The sequence below is a fragment of the Bradyrhizobium sp. LB11.1 genome, from assembly GCF_040549385.1.
Taxonomy (GTDB): Bacteria; Pseudomonadota; Alphaproteobacteria; order Rhizobiales; family Xanthobacteraceae; genus Bradyrhizobium.
This window is the reverse complement of the sequence record NZ_JBEPTH010000002.1, coordinates 592,915-607,656: the sequence shown is the minus strand read 5'-3', so window position 1 is coordinate 607,656 and position 14,742 is coordinate 592,915. Positions and strand designations below refer to the sequence as shown.

The window sequence follows — 14,742 nt, the reverse complement described above, 5'->3', positions numbered from 1 at the left end:
CGCAAAATGAATGGGCATGCGCGCCATTCTTCACTACACTCCGCGCGATTTCAGAACAGAAAACTGCTGGGAGCTAACGAATGAAATCATCACTTTTGGCCGCTGCCGCGACGACTGCCCTGTTGCTGGCCGCGCCGGCCTCCGCGCAAGGCGTCAAGATCGGCATTCTCAACGATCAGTCCGGCGTCTATGCCGATTACGGCGGAAAATATTCGGTCGAAGCCGCCAAGATAGCGATCGAGGATTTTGGCGGCGAGGTGCTCGGCCAGAAGATCGAGATGGTCACCGCCGATCACCAGAACAAGCCGGATCTCGCCACCTCCATCGCGCGGCGCTGGTATGATGCCGACAATGTCGACATGATCACGGAGCTGACGACGTCATCAGTCGCGCTCGCCGTGCAGGAACTGTCGAAGGAAAAGAAGAAGATCGACATCGTGGTCGGTGCGGCGACGTCGGCCATCACCGGCAGTGCCTGCGTGCCCTACGGCTTCCACTGGGCGTTCGACACCCATGCGCTCGCGGTCGGGACCGGCGGCGCGCTGACCAAGGCCGGCGGCGATACCTGGTTCTTCCTCACCGCCGACTACGCGTTCGGCTATGCGCTGGAAAAGGACACCAGCGAGATCGTCGCGGCCAGCGGCGGCAAGGTGCTGGGATCGGTCCGCGTGCCTCTCAACTCGTCGGACTTCTCCTCCTTCCTGCTGCAGGCGCAGAGCTCGAAGGCGAAGATCGTCGGCCTCGCCAATGCCGGCCAGGACACCACCAACTCGATCAAGCAGGCGGCCGAATTCGGCATCGTCGCCAGCGGCCAGAAGCTCGCAGGCCTCCTGATGACGCTTGCCGAGGTGAACGGCCTCGGCCTGCAGGCGGCGCAGGGTCTGGTGCTGACCGAGGGCTTCTATTGGGACCATGACGATGCCTCGCGCGCGTTCTCCGAACGTTTCTTCAAGCGCACCGGGCGGATGCCGAGCATGATTCATGCAGGCACCTATTCGGCGACGCTGAGCTATCTGAAGGCGGTGAAGGCCGCCGGTACCAAGGACACCGAAGCTGTCGCCAAGAAATTGAAGGAGTTGCCGGTCGACGATGCCTTCGCCAAGGGCAAGGTGCTCGCCAACGGACGCATGGTCCACGACATGTACCTGTTCGAGGTCAAGAAGCCCTCGGAATCGAAGAAGCCGTGGGACTATTACAAGCAGCTCGCAGTCGTCCCGGGCGATCAGGCGTTCTTCACCGCCAAGGACAGCGGCTGCCCGCTGACGAAGTAACCGCCGTCATCACCGCATGCGGAATGCCGCGCCAACGCGCGGCATTTTGCGTGGTGGGGGCTCACACCAGCCGCAACACCAGCGCCCCCAATGCTCCCGCCCATAGCGCAATCGCCGCGATGCCCTGGATCGCAAAGCCGGGGCCACGCTTGGCGGCTGCCCGCGAATAGCCGATGAAATAGACGATGCGGCCGATGATCCAGACTGCGCCGATGCCGGCTGCGATCGCGTCATTGATATAGATCGCGAACAGCCAGAGCGACGGCAGGAAGATCGGCATCCATTCCAGCGTGTTCATCTGGATGCGGAAGGCGCGCTCGAAATCCGGATGGCCTGACATCGCTGGCACCTTGATGCCGGTCTTGGTTCGCGACCGCGAGACATTCATGCAGGTGAAGAAGAAAAACAGGACGGCGAGCAGCGTGACGAGCGCGGTCAGATGGTACATTGAAGTCTCCAGCAGTCAGATGCAGCTCAATAGCCGGTCAGCTCGAGATAGCCAACGCCGTCATGCGTGCCGGCGAAGCTAATCGGTCCCTCCCAATAGGAAAAGCCGGTCCCCATCCACGCCCGGGGATTGAGGGGCTTGCAGGTGATTGAGAAGGAGCGCGAAGGAATTGCGATCTGCCACTCCACCGGCAGCTTGCGTCCGGCAACTTCGGCAGTAGCCCTCGGACTCATCTGGATATCACCACCCGTCATCATCTGCGTGCTGCCTGAGGCGCCGATCCAGTTGCCGAACGGATAGTCCTTGCCATCCCTCTGGCGCAGCCGGTACAGCATCAGCTTGTCGCCGGAGGCGAGATGCAGCGACAGCCAGTCCCAGCCGGTCTGGTCGGTATCGAGCGGCTGGCTGCTCCATTCGCGATCCATCCAGGCCAGGCCGGACACATCGACTGGCTTGTCGTCGATGGTGAGCGTGCCGCGCGCGCGGTAGAACGGCTGGCTGTAATAATAGGATGCTTGCCCACGCTCGGACTTGCGGCTGTATCCAGCGTCGCCCTGCAAGACCACAGGGCGATCCGCTTCAAGCGTGAGCGCGTAGCTGAAATCTGGGCCCGAGGCTTTCAGCGTCACCGGCGACAGGGTGCGATCGTCGGTGCGCTCAGAACCCTTCATCTCCCAATCGTCGATCCACGCCGAGAACGGATGTGCCTCGACCCCGGCCTGTCCGATGCCACCGCGCGAAAACACCTCGCTGAACCGGTGCGTGTCGGCGCGCGTCACCGCGGCATGTGCCATCCAGATCTGCTGATTGGCCCAGCCCTCGGCTTGCGGTCCCGGCTTTGCGGCCTGGCGAAACAACGTCCATTGCAGCCCGCAAGCAGCACCGCTGCTGTCGACGAGGTTCGCGGTCAGATACCACCACTCGATGCGAAATTCCGGATGCGGCCCGTGATCGGCGGGGAAGGTGAATGCCTTTCCCGGCGTGACCTTCGCAAAACCATCGGCGGTCTCGCCGAGCCCGGCATAGCCTTGACCGCTGGCGCGGCGCGCGAGAGTGAGCGCGGCGATGCCGCCGGCAAAGGCGCGACGCGAGAGCTTGTCAGCGCTCATTGGCAAACACCTTGACGAGGCTCGCCGGCTGCATTCGCGCCAATCGCAACACCGGCAGAAGCGCAGCGAAAAGCGAGGCGATCAGCGCGACCGCGACCAGCTCGACCAATTGCAGCGGAAACACGTGGAACGGAAGCCGCCAGCCGAACGCCTTCACGTTGACGATCGCGATCAGGCACCACGCCACCAGCAGCCCGAGCGGCACGGCCAGCAGCGACGTGAACAGCGCAACCGACAGTGTCTTGGTCAGCTCGATCGCGGCAAGACGCGGACGCGTGATGCCGATCGCCCACAGCGGTGCGAGCTGCGGCAGGCGCGAATTCGCCAGCGTCAAGAGGCTGGTCAGGAGCGCGATGCCGGCGACGCCGAGTGTGAACGCATTCAGCGCCGACGTCACCGCAAAGGTGCGGTTGAAGATGCGGATCGATTCCGCCTTCACCGTCGCCTGGTCGGCCACGCTGCGGTCGTCGAGCGCAAATTGCGTCTGCAGCGCCGCGATCAACCCGGGGATCTTGTCGCGCGGGACGATCAGCCCGATTCGCGTCTGCGGTGTCTGCGGAAACTGCCGGATCAGCGCCGCGACATTAACCGCCAGCTGGCCCTTGGGGTTGCCGTAATCGGCATAGATGCCGACGATGTCGAGCTCCCAGATCCCGCCCGGCGCCGGCACCTCGATGACATCGCCGACGCGGATGTTGAGGCGGCGGCTCAGTTGCTCGCTGATGAAGGCGGCATTGCCCGGCACCAATTGCGTCCAGGCACGCGGCGCGGTCTCCAGCAGCGGCCAGCGCTCGCGATAGAGCGCGTGATCGGGCAGGCCAAGCAATTCCACCGGCTGGCCCTGCACCTGAGTCTCGGCGCGGCCGCCCGACAGGATCGCCTGAACCTCGCTGCGTTCTTTCAGCCAATTGCGGATCGCGATCGCCTGTGCGTTGTCGGCGGCGCTGATGTAGACGTCGGCGGCCAGCCGTCCGCTGAGCCAGCCGACAAAGGTCCGGCTGAACGTTTCCACCATGGTGGACACCCCGACATTGACGGCAAGCGCGAGCAACAGCGCCATCAGCGCCAGCGACAATCCGGAGAGCTGCTGCCGGCTGTCCGCCCAGAACCACAGTGCCAGCGGCCCGCGCGCAAGACGCTGGCCCGCGAGCAGGAGGAGCTCGAGAAAGGCCGGCAGGATCAGCGCTGCGCCAAGCATCAGCGCCGCCAGCAGGCCAAAGCCCGCGATCAGCGATTGCCCGTATTGTAGAAGCAGCAGCGCGACGGCGAACACGATGCAGGCGGCTCCGCTTTGCAGGACGAGCCAGCGGCGCTGCCGTTGCTGCCAGGCATGCGGCTGCGCGGTCGCCAAGACCGGCATCCTGACAGCCTTGATGAGGCTGGTGGCGGCCGCCACGATCGCACCCGCAACGCTGATGCCGACACCGGCGAGCCACCACTCAGGCCTTAGCGTGAGCTGCCCCGGAATCTGCGCGCCATAAAGCCCGCGCAGTGACGCCGCGACGTCGGGCAACAGCGCAGCCGCGATAAAATAGCCGCAGACGAGCCCGATCAGGCCTGCGACCAGCGCCAGTGCCACCAGTTCGAACACCAGCACGGTATTGACCAGTCGCGCCGAGGCGCCGCAGGCGCGCAAGGTCCGCAGCATCGGCAGCCGCTGCTCGAAAGCGAGGCCGATGGCCGAATTGACGATGAAGAGGCCGACGAAGAACGACAGCAGCCCGAACGCGGTGAGGTTGAGATGGAAGCTGTCGGTGAGACGTTCCAGCTCGGTCTCGGCGCTCGGCTCGACCCGCTGCAATCGGTCGCCGACGACGCTTGCGAGCTGCGCGGGCTTGCCCTTCGGCTTGCCGATCAGCAGGTGCGAGACCTGATCAGGTTTGTTCAGCAGCCGCTGCGCCACGCCAATATCGACCACCAGTACGCCGGGCACGAGCTGGGGCAGCACATGCAGCGGCGGCAGCTTGGCGCCGCTGCTGATCGACGGCGTTGCGCCGTCCTGCTCGTGCAAATCACTCAGCGTCTCCTGCGCCACCAGCGTCTGGCCCGGCGCGGCAACGAAGCTGCTCAAATCCGCAGCCCCCAGGCGCGGCGCGTTGCCGACTTCAGCCGGCAGCGTCACCGGCTCGATGCCGAGCAGCCGCATCGAACGTCCATTGATCTGAACCCGGCCTTCCAGCACCGGCGAGACTGGCCAGCCTGCGCGGCGGAGCTTTACAAAGAGGTCCTGCGGAAACGTCGCCGCATTGGGCGCGACCAGCATCGCCGTGCGGACGCCGCCAAACGTCGCCGCCGCGCGATCATAGGCGTTGCGGGCCTGCTGGTTGATCGCCTGCACCCCGCTCCACAGCGCGGTCGCCGCGATCAATCCGATCAGAAGCGTCGCGAACTGCATCCTGTGCCGCCGCCAATGGCTCAGCAATACCGCGAGCACCCACAGCGCACGCCTCATGCGGTTCGCCCCGCATGGAGAACGATATGACGGTCGAGCGTGCCGGCGAGATGCAGGCTGTGCGTCACCATCAGGAAGCCGCAGCCGGTGCGCGCGACGAGGTCGCGCGCTAACGCCAGCACGTCGTCGGCGGTGGCTTCGTCGAGGTTGCCGGTCGGCTCGTCCGCGAGCAGCAGCGATGGCTTTGTCGCCAGCGCCCGGCCGATCGCGACCCGTTGTTGCTGGCCGCCCGATAATTGCTCTGGATAACGCTTGAGCAGGGTGCCGAGCCCGAGCCGCTCGACCAGCTCCCTGGTCCAGGCCGCATCATGCCGGCCGGCGATCCGCGCCTGAAAGGCGAGGTTGTCCGCGACCGACAGGCTCGGGATCAGGTTGAACTGTTGAAAGACCAGGCCGATCCGGTCACGCCGCAGCTCGGCGCGGCCGGCATCGGAGAGCTCCGTGACCTCGGCGTCCTCCAGCCGGATCGTGCCGCCATCGGCGGCATCGAGCCCGGCGATCAGGTGCAGCAGCGTGCTCTTGCCGCTGCCCGACTCGCCCGTCAGTGCGACGCGCTCGCCAGCCCTCAGGTCGAGGTCGACACCGCGCAGCACATGGACCGGCTCGCCGGCCGATGCGAAGGTTTTGGAGAGGTTTCGGATGCTCAGCAAGATCAATGCGCCGGACGGAATTAACTCAATGCTGCGTAGCACACTTACCGTGGAAATGCCGGGGTTGCGTTGCCGTTCCAGCCGTTGTTAGCTCGCAAGACGGCCGGATCAAAGGTGCCGAAAAAGACATGCAGGGAGAACGATGAGCGCTCAGGGAACGCCCAATGTGGCGGGCAGGACGGCAGGGGTGTCCCAGGGGGCAACACAGGCAACGCCGAAGGGCGCCTGGACCGTCACTTTTCTCCTCTTTCTCTTCATGGTGGTGAACTTCGCGGACAAGATCGTTGTCGGCCTCGCCGCCGTGCCGATCATGACCGATCTGAAGCTCGAGCCTGCGCAATTCGGCATGCTCGGCTCCTCGTTCTTCATCCTGTTCTCGGTCTCCGCGATCGTGGTCGGCTTCATCGTCAACAAGGTGCCGACGCGCTATGTGCTGCTGACGCTCGCGGTGATCTGGGCGCTGGCGCAGTTTCCGATGGTCGGCACCGTCTCTTTCACCACGCTCTTGATCTGCCGCATCGTGCTCGGCGCAGGCGAAGGCCCGGCATTCTCGGTCGCCGCGCATGCGATCTACAAATGGTTTCCGGACGAGAAGCGCACGTTGCCGACCGCGATCCTGTCGCAGGGCTCGGCCTTCGGCGTCATCCTCGCCGTGCCCGCGCTGAACTGGGTCATCGTCAATCACTCCTGGCACTACGCCTTCGGCGCGCTCGGAATCGCCGGTCTGATCTGGGTCTGTGCCTGGCTGGCGCTCGGCAAGGAAGGCCCGCTTGAGGACACGCAGTCGCTCGCTGTCAATGAGCCGAAAATTCCCTACATCCAGCTTCTGACCTCGCGCACCTTCCTCGGCTGCGTCATCGCGACCTTCGGCGCCTATTGGGCGCTCTCACTCGGGCTGACATGGTTCACCGCGTTCATCATCACGGGGCTCGGCTTCTCGCAGCAGCAGGCCGGCTTCATCTCGATCATGCCCTGGGTGTTCGGCGCCACCATCGTGATCCTGACGGGCTGGATCTCGCAGCTCATGACGGCGCGCGGTTACACCACGCGCATCTCGCGCGGTGTGCTCGGCTCGGTGCCGCTGATCATCGGCGGCCTGGTCCTGGCGACGATGCCGCACGTTCAGGGCGCGGGCCTACAAATCGCGCTGCTCGTCGTCGGCTCGGGCCTGTGTGGCGCGATCTATGTGGTCTGCCCGCCGATGCTCGGCGAATTCACGCCGGCCTCGCAGCGCGGCGCCATCATCGCGATCTACGGTGCGCTCTACACGCTCTCAGGCATCATCGCGCCGATGGTGATGGGCACCGTGATCCAGCGTGCCGGCAGCATGCTCAACGGCTACATGACCGGCTTCACCATCAACGCAGTGGTGATGGTCGGCTCCGGCGTCATCGGCCTGCTGCTGCTCTGGCCGAACACGGAAAAAGCCCGCCTGACGCGAGGTGCGGCCCCTCGGGAAGCCGAGCTGAAGCGCGCGGTCTCGCCAACGTAAGGGAGGCGAACTGCCGGCCCCAATCACCACCGTCGTCCCGGACAAGCGAAGCGCAGATCCGGGACCCATAACCACAGGAAGTGGTTTGGCGGAGCCTCGGAGTTGCCCGCTTAACCCGGCAACTTCTCCCTGGGGTATGGGTCCCGGCCTTCGCCGGGACGACAGTTGAGATTGAGGCGCGGCCTTCGTGCCTCACCAGCAATCCGAGTTAATTCATCCCTGCGCGCCCCGAATCAGCTTCCCCGGCCGGCGCCCCGTCGCCTTGCCGTGCCGCCGCGTCACCACGCCCGAGACGATCGTAGCGTCATAGCCGTCGACATCCTGAAGCAGGCGGCGCCCGCCGACCGGCAGATCGTAATGCACCTTCGGCGGATGCAGATGCAGCCGGTCGTAGTCGATGACGTTGACGTCAGCCTTGTAACCGGCAGCAATGAGCCCGCGATCGGTCAGCCCCACCGACAGTGCGGTCTTGCGCGACTGTGCCGCGATTACGAACGGGATCGTCAGCTTCTCGCCGCGCGTGCGGTCGCGGGTCCAGTGCGTCAGCAGGTAGGTGGGGAAGGTCGCATCGCAGATGATGCCGCAATGGGCGCCGCCGTCTGAAAGGCCGGGCACCGATTGCGGATCGATCAGCATCTCGCGCGTGGCATCGAGATTGCCGTCGGCATAATTGAGGAAGGGCACGTAGAGCATGCCGCGGCCTTCATCCGACAGCATCGCCTCATAGGCGAGCTCTTCCGGCTGTCGGCCCTGCTTGCGCGCCTGCGGGCCCAGCGCGTTCTCCGGCGGCTGTTCGTAATCCGGGGGATCGCCGAGCAAAAACATCTTGTCGTAGTTCGGACGGAAGAACAGCGGATCGTCGGTCGCGGTCGCCGTCTCGCTCAGGATCGCTTTGCGCACATCGCTTTGATGCAGCCGCGCCAGCCGCTCTTGCAGCGGCAGATGCGCGATCGCGTTGTAGCTCGGATGGGTCTGGAACGGGTTACGCGACAGCTCGAGCCCGAGCAGCAGGCCGACCGGGCGCGCCGCGATCTGCGCGGTGATGGAGAGGCCGCGCTTCGCCGCCGCATTGATCTCGTCCAGCGTCTGGCGCCAGCGGTTTGGCGATTTGTCGTTCTGCGTGATCGAGAACGAAATCGGACAGCTTGTGCTATCCGCCACCCGCAGCATCATCGGTAAATCTTCGTGGATGGTGGAGAGATCGAGCACGAATTGCAGCACGCTGCGACCCTGGCTGTGCATCGCGCCCGCAATCGCGGTGAGCTCGTCCTCGCCCGCCTTCAAGGTCGGCGTGAAATCGCCGGTCGAGGTGCGGTGGTTGAGCGTACGCGAGGTCGAGAAGCCGAGCGCGCCGGAGCGCACCGCCTCGCCCGCGAGCTTTGCCATTGCCGCATTGTCTTCCGCCGTCGAGGGATCGCGGCGCGCGCCACGCTCGCCCATCACATAGACCCGCAGCGCGGCATGCGGCAGCTGCGCGCCGACGTCGATGTCGAAATCGCGCTTGGATAGCCAGTCCATGTAATCCGGAAAGCTCTCCCACGCCCAGGGAATGCCGGCGCTCAGCACGGGCTCCGGAATGTCCTCGACGCCTTCCATCAGCTGGATCAGGCGGGTGTGATCGGCCCGCTTGCACGGCGCAAAGCCGACGCCGCAATTGCCCATGATCGCGGTTGTGACACCGTTCTGCGACGACGGCGTGATGTCCTGGCTCCAGGTGACCTGGCCGTCGTAATGCGTGTGCACGTCGACGAAGCCCGGCGTCACCAGTTTTCCGCGCGCATCGATCTCTTCTTTGCCCTTGGCGGAGACCCTGCCGACCTCGCTGATCCTGCCGCCGGTGATGGCGACATCAGCCTCGAACAGTTCGCCGCCATGCCCATCCGCGACGGTGCCGCCGCGGATCACAAGATCAGGGGTGCTCATGGTGTTTCTTCCCGTATTGTTTTGTTGTTGTGCGCGTCTCTCTCAGCCGTCGTCCCGGACAAGCGAAGCGCAGATCCGGGACCCATAGCCACAGGGACTAATTTGGCGAAGACTCGGAGTGACCAGTCTCGCGCCGCGATTTCTCCCTGTGGTTATGGGTCCCTGCTTTCGCAGGGACGACAGTTGAGTTCTTGGCTAAGCCTTGGCTTGCGTCTTCCGTTCCGTGAACGGCGACAGCACCACGGTCGCGACCATGAAGACCACGGATGCCCCGAACACCCAGTGCGGTGCGTTCTGGTCCATGATCCAGCCGAACAGCAGCGGGCTGACGATGCCGCCGAGATTGAAGCCGGTGGAGACGATGCCGAAGGCGCGGCCGGCAGCGCCGGGAGGCGCGGCGTTGCGCACCAGCATGTCCCGCGAGGGCGCGATCACGCCGGAGAGAAAGCCTGCACTCGCCATCGTGGCGGTCAAGGCCCAACCCGGCAGCGTCACCAGCGCGATCAGCAGCACGATCGCCGCATTCGCCGCAAAGCAGGCGGCGGCGACATAGCCATGGCGCTCGGTGTGGTCGGCGAGGAAGCCGCCTGCAAGCACGCCGGCGGCGCTGGAGCCGAGAAACGCGGTCAACGCGACGTTCGCGGCGGAGTAGGTCGCGCCGTAGCCGCTCATCAGCGCCACCACGCCGAAATTGTTGATGCCAGCGACCGACAGGCTGAGCAGCATGAACAGCGCGGTGAGCGTGATCAGTGCCGGCGTGATGACGGCCTGCCTCGGCATGTGCGCGTTGCCTGGCTTGGTCTTGTGTGCGCCGGCATCGGGGATGTTCATCGTCACCAGCAGCAGCGCCACCAGTACGCCGATCGCGCCCGATGCGATCAGCGCACCGACCCCGCCCGACACTGCGATCAGCGCGGCGACGATCGCCGGCGCAACGGCGCCGCCAAAATAGCCGGCAAAGGTGTGGATCGAGAATGCGCGGCCCATCCGTGCCTCGTCCATGTGCTCGGCCAGGATGGCGTAATCGGCGGGATGATAGACGCTGTTGGCGAGGCCAAGCAGCACGGCGCAGGCGATCAGCGAGGCGTAGCTCAGATGCAGGCCGAGCAGGATCAGCGCGAGCCCGCCGAGCGTCAGTCCGCCGAGCAGGATTCTGCGCGCGCCAAAATGGTCGACGAGATAGCCGGTGGGCGCCTGCGTCAGCCCGGAGACGACGGCCGACACGGTCAGCGCGAAGCCAAGCTCGACATAGCCGACGCCGAGCTGGCTCTTCAGGAACGGGAATAGCATCGGCAGGACGAGCAGATGGAAGTGGCTGACCCAATGCGCGATCGAAATCCCGGTCAGCGTGCGCAGCGCGCTGTCCGCCTTGCCTTGTTGCGGTGCGGCGAGAACGTCGACCATTACAGTTCCGTTTTAGACCCTGGAGGCGCGCAAACTATCGGGGACAGCGGTTATTTGTCCATGAACGCAGGCGCATGGCAGGTAGCGCGGGTGGCGGCGTGGGGAGACGCCAGGGACCCTCCACATCGTCGTCCCTGCGAACGCAGGGACGACAGCGGAGTTTGGGGATCCCTCACAATGGCTCGTCATCGTTCCCATAACGATCACGCTTCGGCGTTGCAAAATCGCCGTCCTCGTAATCGTCGTCGATCTCGCGCGGAGGGGGCGGCGTTTTCGCCTTGTCCTCCGATGCCTTCGTCTTGGGCGGCTCGCTCGGCTTGACGGTCTTGGCCATGACTGATCCCGGATGGTGATGCGTCATCCGCTTCTAGCCACAAAATCTATGCGGTTCCTGACCTATCGCAAGGGCCTGCGACGATGGTGTCAGGCGTGCATCACCGGCCCGCCCGCCTTTTTCCAGGCATCGATGCCGCCGGCGATGTGGGCGGTGTTGGAAAGGCCGGCTTCCTTGGCGGCGGCAACCGCCATCGCCGAGCGCTCGCCGAAGGCGCAGAAGAACACGACGCGACGGCCAGTGGCGGCGGCGACCTCGCGCAGCATGCCGCCAGGCTTGAGGCTTTCCTCGACGGACGGATAGGGTGTGTGCAGCGCGCCTTCGAGCATGCCGTGCTTGGCGCGCTCATTGCTCTCGCGCAGATCCACCAGCAGGATATCGGGCCGGCCGAGCGAGCGGATCGCCTCGACCGCGCTCAGCGCGCGGCCCTCCTTCTCCAGCTCTTCCTGATGCAGGCCGACCCGCATGTTGGCCGGCACGGCGACATCCATCATTTTCGGATTGGGCAGCTTCAGGTTCGCCATCAGCTCGATATAGTCGTCGACCGAGCGCACCTGGAGCCGCGGATTGTAGCGCTTCTCCTCGCCGATGGTGGAGACGGTATCGCCCTTGTAGTCGTGCGCCGGGAAGACCATCGTTTCGTCCGGCAGCTTCAAGAGCCGGTTGAAGATTGACTCGTACTGTGCGCGCGACGAACCGTTCTGGAAGTCGGTGCGGCCGGTGCCGCGGATCAGCAGCGTGTCGCCGGTGAAGACGCGGTCGCCCATCAGATAGGAATAGGAATCGTCGGTGTGGCCGGGCGTGTACATCACGTCGAGCGACAGGCCTTCGATGGTCACCTTGTCGCCGTCGGCAACGCGCATGGCCACCACGTCGGCCTTGGTCTGGTCGCCCATCACGGTCATGCAATGGGTGCGGTCGCGCAGCTCACCGAGCCCGGTGACGTGATCGGCGTGCAGATGGGTGTCGACGGCCTTGACCAGCTTGAGATCAAGTTCGCGCAGCAGCTGGCAGTAGCGGTCGACCTTCTCCAGCACGGGATCAAGGATCAGCGCCTCGCCGCCGGGGCGGCTGGCAAGGACGTAGCTGTAGGTGCCCGAAACGCTGTCGAAGAGCTGGCGGAAGATCATGGCAAGACCCGGCGTGAGCTGATTTCGAGGATTCTACTACGCCGGAGGCTAGAAAGAGAAGCAAATCACTGTGCAGGCGATAAAATTTAGAAGATTTTTATTGCGCGGGATGAGGCTGGGCGGGAGCTTTTTGTTGGGGGCGGATGGCCGGTCCACACAATCTGTGTCGTCCCTGCGAAAGCAGGGACCCATAACCACAGGGAGTAGTTTGGCGAAGATAAGCGCTCGGTACGCCTACCGCCGCGATCGATAGATCACGCGGAATGGGTCCCTGCGTTCGCAGGGACGACACGGGAGTATGACGCAAAAGGCCCTACGGCCTCACCACAATGTACCCATTCTCCGCCAGAAACAGGATCTGCCCCACGCCCACCTGCACCGGCGTCGCCGCGGGGATGAACTCCGGCCGCTTCCCCGTCTCCCGCTCGATCGTATCGACCGTGTTGAGGCAGATGTCGAAGCGCACGCCTTGCGCGATCAGGCTTTCGACTTGCTTGCGGCGCTCGTTGCCGGACAGCAGCAAATCGATGCCGGGACCGAAGGCGACGACTTCAACAGCGATCTTGTCAGGGTCGTAAGCTTTGAGCAGATTGTTGGCGACGCTCAGCACCAGCGCCTGCTTCTTTGCATCGCCATCAGAGAGCTGCAGCACGATCTTGTGCTCGGCGAACGGCTTGTCCTGAAGCGGCACTTGTTGCGCAAAAGCGAGCGGCATCGCCGCCCACACGAGCAGCGCCAGCAGCATTGCGCGAGCGATTTGTAGCCGCATCATCCCTATCCTGCAACGCCTGGATTGCCGTCGACGCCCTTGAGCGTGACGCCGGAACCGAGGCGCTCCTGAAACATCCGGCCCGAGCGCAGATATTTTCCGACGACGTCCCACACCGGCGCGCCCTGCTGGCCATTGACCGAGGCCCAGCCCGCGACCTTGTAGTGCCTGACGGCGCTGAGCGTCTTGCCATTGGCGAGCTTGAGCTCGGAGATGCGGCTGCCGATCGCGTTGGTGGGGCTGCAGGCGTAGCTGAGTCCACCGGCGCGCACCATGTCGCCGCCCTGCTGATAATAGGGATCGGCATTGAAGAGGTTGTCGCAGATGTCTTCCAGCACGTCCTTGATCTCAGCGCCCGTCATCTCCTGCACATAGGTCTCGGGATAAGTGATCGCGGTTTCCGCGAGCACATCCTCCATCGTGATAGGCTGGCCTGATAGCGCAGTGACGCCCCAGCGGAAGCCCGGCGACAGCGCGATCTCGGCGTTAAGCTCGGTGCGTAGCGCGGTGCAGATCAGCTCGTCGACGGGGCCGGCGAAATTGTCGCGGCGATAGAGCAGGCGGTCCGGCGTGGCGATCTTCTCCGACCAGTCGGTGACATGCGGCGCGCGCAGCTTTCCGATCAGCTCGGCCATGGCAGGGTCCGGCTTCAGCAGCTCGGAATAGACCGGCAGCAGATGATACCTGACATCGCTGATCTTGCCCTTGTCGAGCGCGAGATCGAGCACGGCGAGAAACTTCCCGTTCGAGCCGGCATTGGTGACGAGCGTCGTACCGCTCGCATTCTTCACGAGAATCGGCTGCGGCACTGCATCATGGGTGTGACCGCCGAGGATGACGTCGATGCCGGCGACACGGCTTGCGAGCTTGAGGTCGACGTCCATGCCGTTGTGCGACAGCAGGATCACCGCATCGACCTTGTCGCTGCCACGCAGGCTGTCGACATGCTTCTGCAGCTCTTCCTCGCGGATGCCAAAAGTCCAGTCCGGCGTGAAGCGCTTGGGATGCGCGATCGGCACGTAAGGAAAGGCCTGGCCGATGATCGCGACGCGATGGCCTCCGAGCTCTTTGATGGTCGAAGGCTTGAAGACGCGTCCCGTCGCCTTGTCGAAGGCAGCCGCGTCGTTGAACGCGGCTTCCTCGTTCAGGAAGACGTTCTGCGCCAGAAACTCGCCCTTGAAGCGTTCGAGGTTCTCGCGCAGCACCTGCTCGCCATAGGTGAATTCCCAATGCCCCGTCATCGCCTCGATGCCGAGCAGATTGGCGACCTCGACCATGTCGCGGCCCTGCATGATGTTGGCGAGTCCCGTGCCCTGCCAGAGGTCGCCGCCGTCAACCAGCATCGCATGCTTCTCGCCGACATCGCCGCGTAAGCGGTCGATCAGCGTCTTCAGATGGGCGAAGCCGCCGAGCTTGCCGAAGCGTCCGGCGGATTTTTCGAACTCAATACAGGTGAAGGCATAGGCATCGGCGCTGTCGGGCCGGATGCCGAAGCGCTCGAGGAAGGCGCGGCCGACCAGATGCGGCGGCCGTCCCGCCATCTCGCCAATGCCGATATTGACGCTGGGTTCGCGGAAATAGACCGGGTTGAGCTGCGCATGGGTGTCGGTGAGGTGCAGGATCCGCGCGTTGCCGAAGCGCTCGATGTCGTAAATGCTCGCGGCCTCGGCGCCACGCGCAAGCCGCGGCAGCGCAAGCGACGCGGCTGCAACGGCTGAGCTTTTCAGGAAATCTCGGCGGCGGATCGCCATCACAAATTC

General features: G+C 64.5%; 12 protein-coding genes. 2 read left to right on the top strand and 10 right to left on the bottom strand.

Annotated elements, in window-relative coordinates; genetic code table 11:
• Window positions 1–80 precede the first annotated feature (80 nt).
• Entirely contained in the window at window positions 81–1,271 is a 1,191-nt protein-coding gene (locus ABIA96_RS06765; protein WP_354136241.1) for an ABC transporter substrate-binding protein, read from the top strand.
• Between the two features lie 61 nt (window positions 1,272–1,332).
• Here the strand turns inward: ABIA96_RS06765 and ABIA96_RS06760 are convergent, their stop codons facing one another.
• The 4 genes from ABIA96_RS06760 to ABIA96_RS06745 are packed head-to-tail and all read right to left on the bottom strand — an operon-like array spanning window position 1,333 to window position 5,930.
• On the bottom strand, window positions 1,333–1,719 hold the full coding sequence (locus ABIA96_RS06760; RefSeq protein WP_354136240.1) for an MAPEG family protein: 387 nt from the start codon (window positions 1,717–1,719) through the stop codon (window positions 1,333–1,335).
• A 26-nt stretch (window positions 1,720–1,745) separates the two neighbouring features.
• Entirely contained in the window at window positions 1,746–2,828 is a 1,083-nt protein-coding gene (locus tag ABIA96_RS06755; RefSeq protein ID WP_354136239.1) for a lipocalin-like domain-containing protein, read from the bottom strand.
• A complete protein-coding gene (locus ABIA96_RS06750) occupies window positions 2,818–5,280 on the bottom strand; it encodes an ABC transporter permease (RefSeq protein ID WP_354136238.1) in 2,463 nt (820 codons plus the stop codon). Before ABIA96_RS06750 ends, ABIA96_RS06755 begins: the two co-directional genes overlap by 11 nt.
• A complete protein-coding gene (locus tag ABIA96_RS06745) occupies window positions 5,277–5,930 on the bottom strand; it encodes an ABC transporter ATP-binding protein (protein WP_354136237.1) in 654 nt (217 codons plus the stop codon). The genes ABIA96_RS06750 and ABIA96_RS06745 overlap by 4 nt, the downstream gene beginning before the upstream one ends.
• 142 nt (window positions 5,931–6,072) lie before the next feature.
• Between ABIA96_RS06745 and ABIA96_RS06740 the strand changes: the two genes are divergently transcribed.
• Window positions 6,073–7,422, top strand: a complete 1,350-nt coding sequence (locus ABIA96_RS06740; RefSeq protein WP_354136236.1) for an MFS transporter — start codon at window positions 6,073–6,075, stop codon at window positions 7,420–7,422.
• Between the two features lie 213 nt (window positions 7,423–7,635).
• Here ABIA96_RS06740 and ABIA96_RS06735 read toward each other — a convergent pair whose 3' ends face one another.
• From ABIA96_RS06735 to soxB, 6 genes are all read right to left on the bottom strand, one after another.
• Window positions 7,636–9,345 (bottom strand): N-acyl-D-amino-acid deacylase family protein, encoded by a 1,710-nt coding sequence (locus ABIA96_RS06735; protein WP_354136235.1) that lies wholly within the window; start codon window positions 9,343–9,345, stop codon window positions 7,636–7,638.
• 195 nt (window positions 9,346–9,540) lie between these two features.
• Window positions 9,541–10,749, bottom strand: a complete 1,209-nt coding sequence (locus tag ABIA96_RS06730; protein WP_354136234.1) for an MFS transporter — start codon at window positions 10,747–10,749, stop codon at window positions 9,541–9,543.
• 172 nt (window positions 10,750–10,921) lie between these two features.
• Window positions 10,922–11,083: a hypothetical protein gene (locus ABIA96_RS06725; protein WP_354136233.1), complete on the bottom strand. Its 162-nt coding sequence runs from the start codon at window positions 11,081–11,083 to the stop codon at window positions 10,922–10,924.
• Window positions 11,084–11,172: 89 nt separating this feature from the next.
• On the bottom strand, window positions 11,173–12,213 hold the full coding sequence (locus ABIA96_RS06720) for an MBL fold metallo-hydrolase (RefSeq protein WP_354136232.1): 1,041 nt from the start codon (window positions 12,211–12,213) through the stop codon (window positions 11,173–11,175).
• A gap of 313 nt (window positions 12,214–12,526) precedes the next feature.
• A complete protein-coding gene (locus ABIA96_RS06715; protein WP_354136231.1) occupies window positions 12,527–12,985 on the bottom strand; it encodes a DsrE family protein in 459 nt (152 codons plus the stop codon).
• A gap of 2 nt (window positions 12,986–12,987) precedes the next feature.
• The gene (soxB, locus tag ABIA96_RS06710; protein WP_354136230.1) at window positions 12,988–14,733 is read right to left on the bottom strand and encodes a thiosulfohydrolase SoxB; all 1,746 of its coding nucleotides are present in this window, start codon (window positions 14,731–14,733) and stop codon (window positions 12,988–12,990) included.
• Between the last annotated feature and the right edge of the window lie 9 nt (window positions 14,734–14,742).

Excerpts from the sequence above, each read along its gene's own strand:
- ABIA96_RS06765 (WP_354136241.1), top strand. The coding sequence starts at position 81 with ATGAAATCATCACTTTTGGCCGCTGCCGCGACGACTGCCCTGTTGCTG.
- ABIA96_RS06760 (WP_354136240.1), bottom strand. The coding sequence starts at position 1,719 with ATGTACCATCTGACCGCGCTCGTCACGCTGCTCGCCGTCCTGTTTTTC.
- ABIA96_RS06755 (WP_354136239.1), bottom strand. The coding sequence starts at position 2,828 with ATGAGCGCTGACAAGCTCTCGCGTCGCGCCTTTGCCGGCGGCATCGCC.
- ABIA96_RS06750 (WP_354136238.1), bottom strand. The coding sequence starts at position 5,280 with ATGAGGCGTGCGCTGTGGGTGCTCGCGGTATTGCTGAGCCATTGGCGG.
- ABIA96_RS06740 (WP_354136236.1), top strand. The coding sequence starts at position 6,073 with ATGAGCGCTCAGGGAACGCCCAATGTGGCGGGCAGGACGGCAGGGGTG.
- ABIA96_RS06735 (WP_354136235.1), bottom strand. The coding sequence starts at position 9,345 with ATGAGCACCCCTGATCTTGTGATCCGCGGCGGCACCGTCGCGGATGGG.
- ABIA96_RS06730 (WP_354136234.1), bottom strand. The coding sequence starts at position 10,749 with ATGGTCGACGTTCTCGCCGCACCGCAACAAGGCAAGGCGGACAGCGCG.
- ABIA96_RS06725 (WP_354136233.1), bottom strand. The coding sequence starts at position 11,083 with ATGGCCAAGACCGTCAAGCCGAGCGAGCCGCCCAAGACGAAGGCATCG.
- ABIA96_RS06720 (WP_354136232.1), bottom strand. The coding sequence starts at position 12,213 with ATGATCTTCCGCCAGCTCTTCGACAGCGTTTCGGGCACCTACAGCTAC.
- ABIA96_RS06715 (WP_354136231.1), bottom strand. The coding sequence starts at position 12,985 with ATGATGCGGCTACAAATCGCTCGCGCAATGCTGCTGGCGCTGCTCGTG.
- soxB (WP_354136230.1), bottom strand. The coding sequence starts at position 14,733 with ATGGCGATCCGCCGCCGAGATTTCCTGAAAAGCTCAGCCGTTGCAGCC.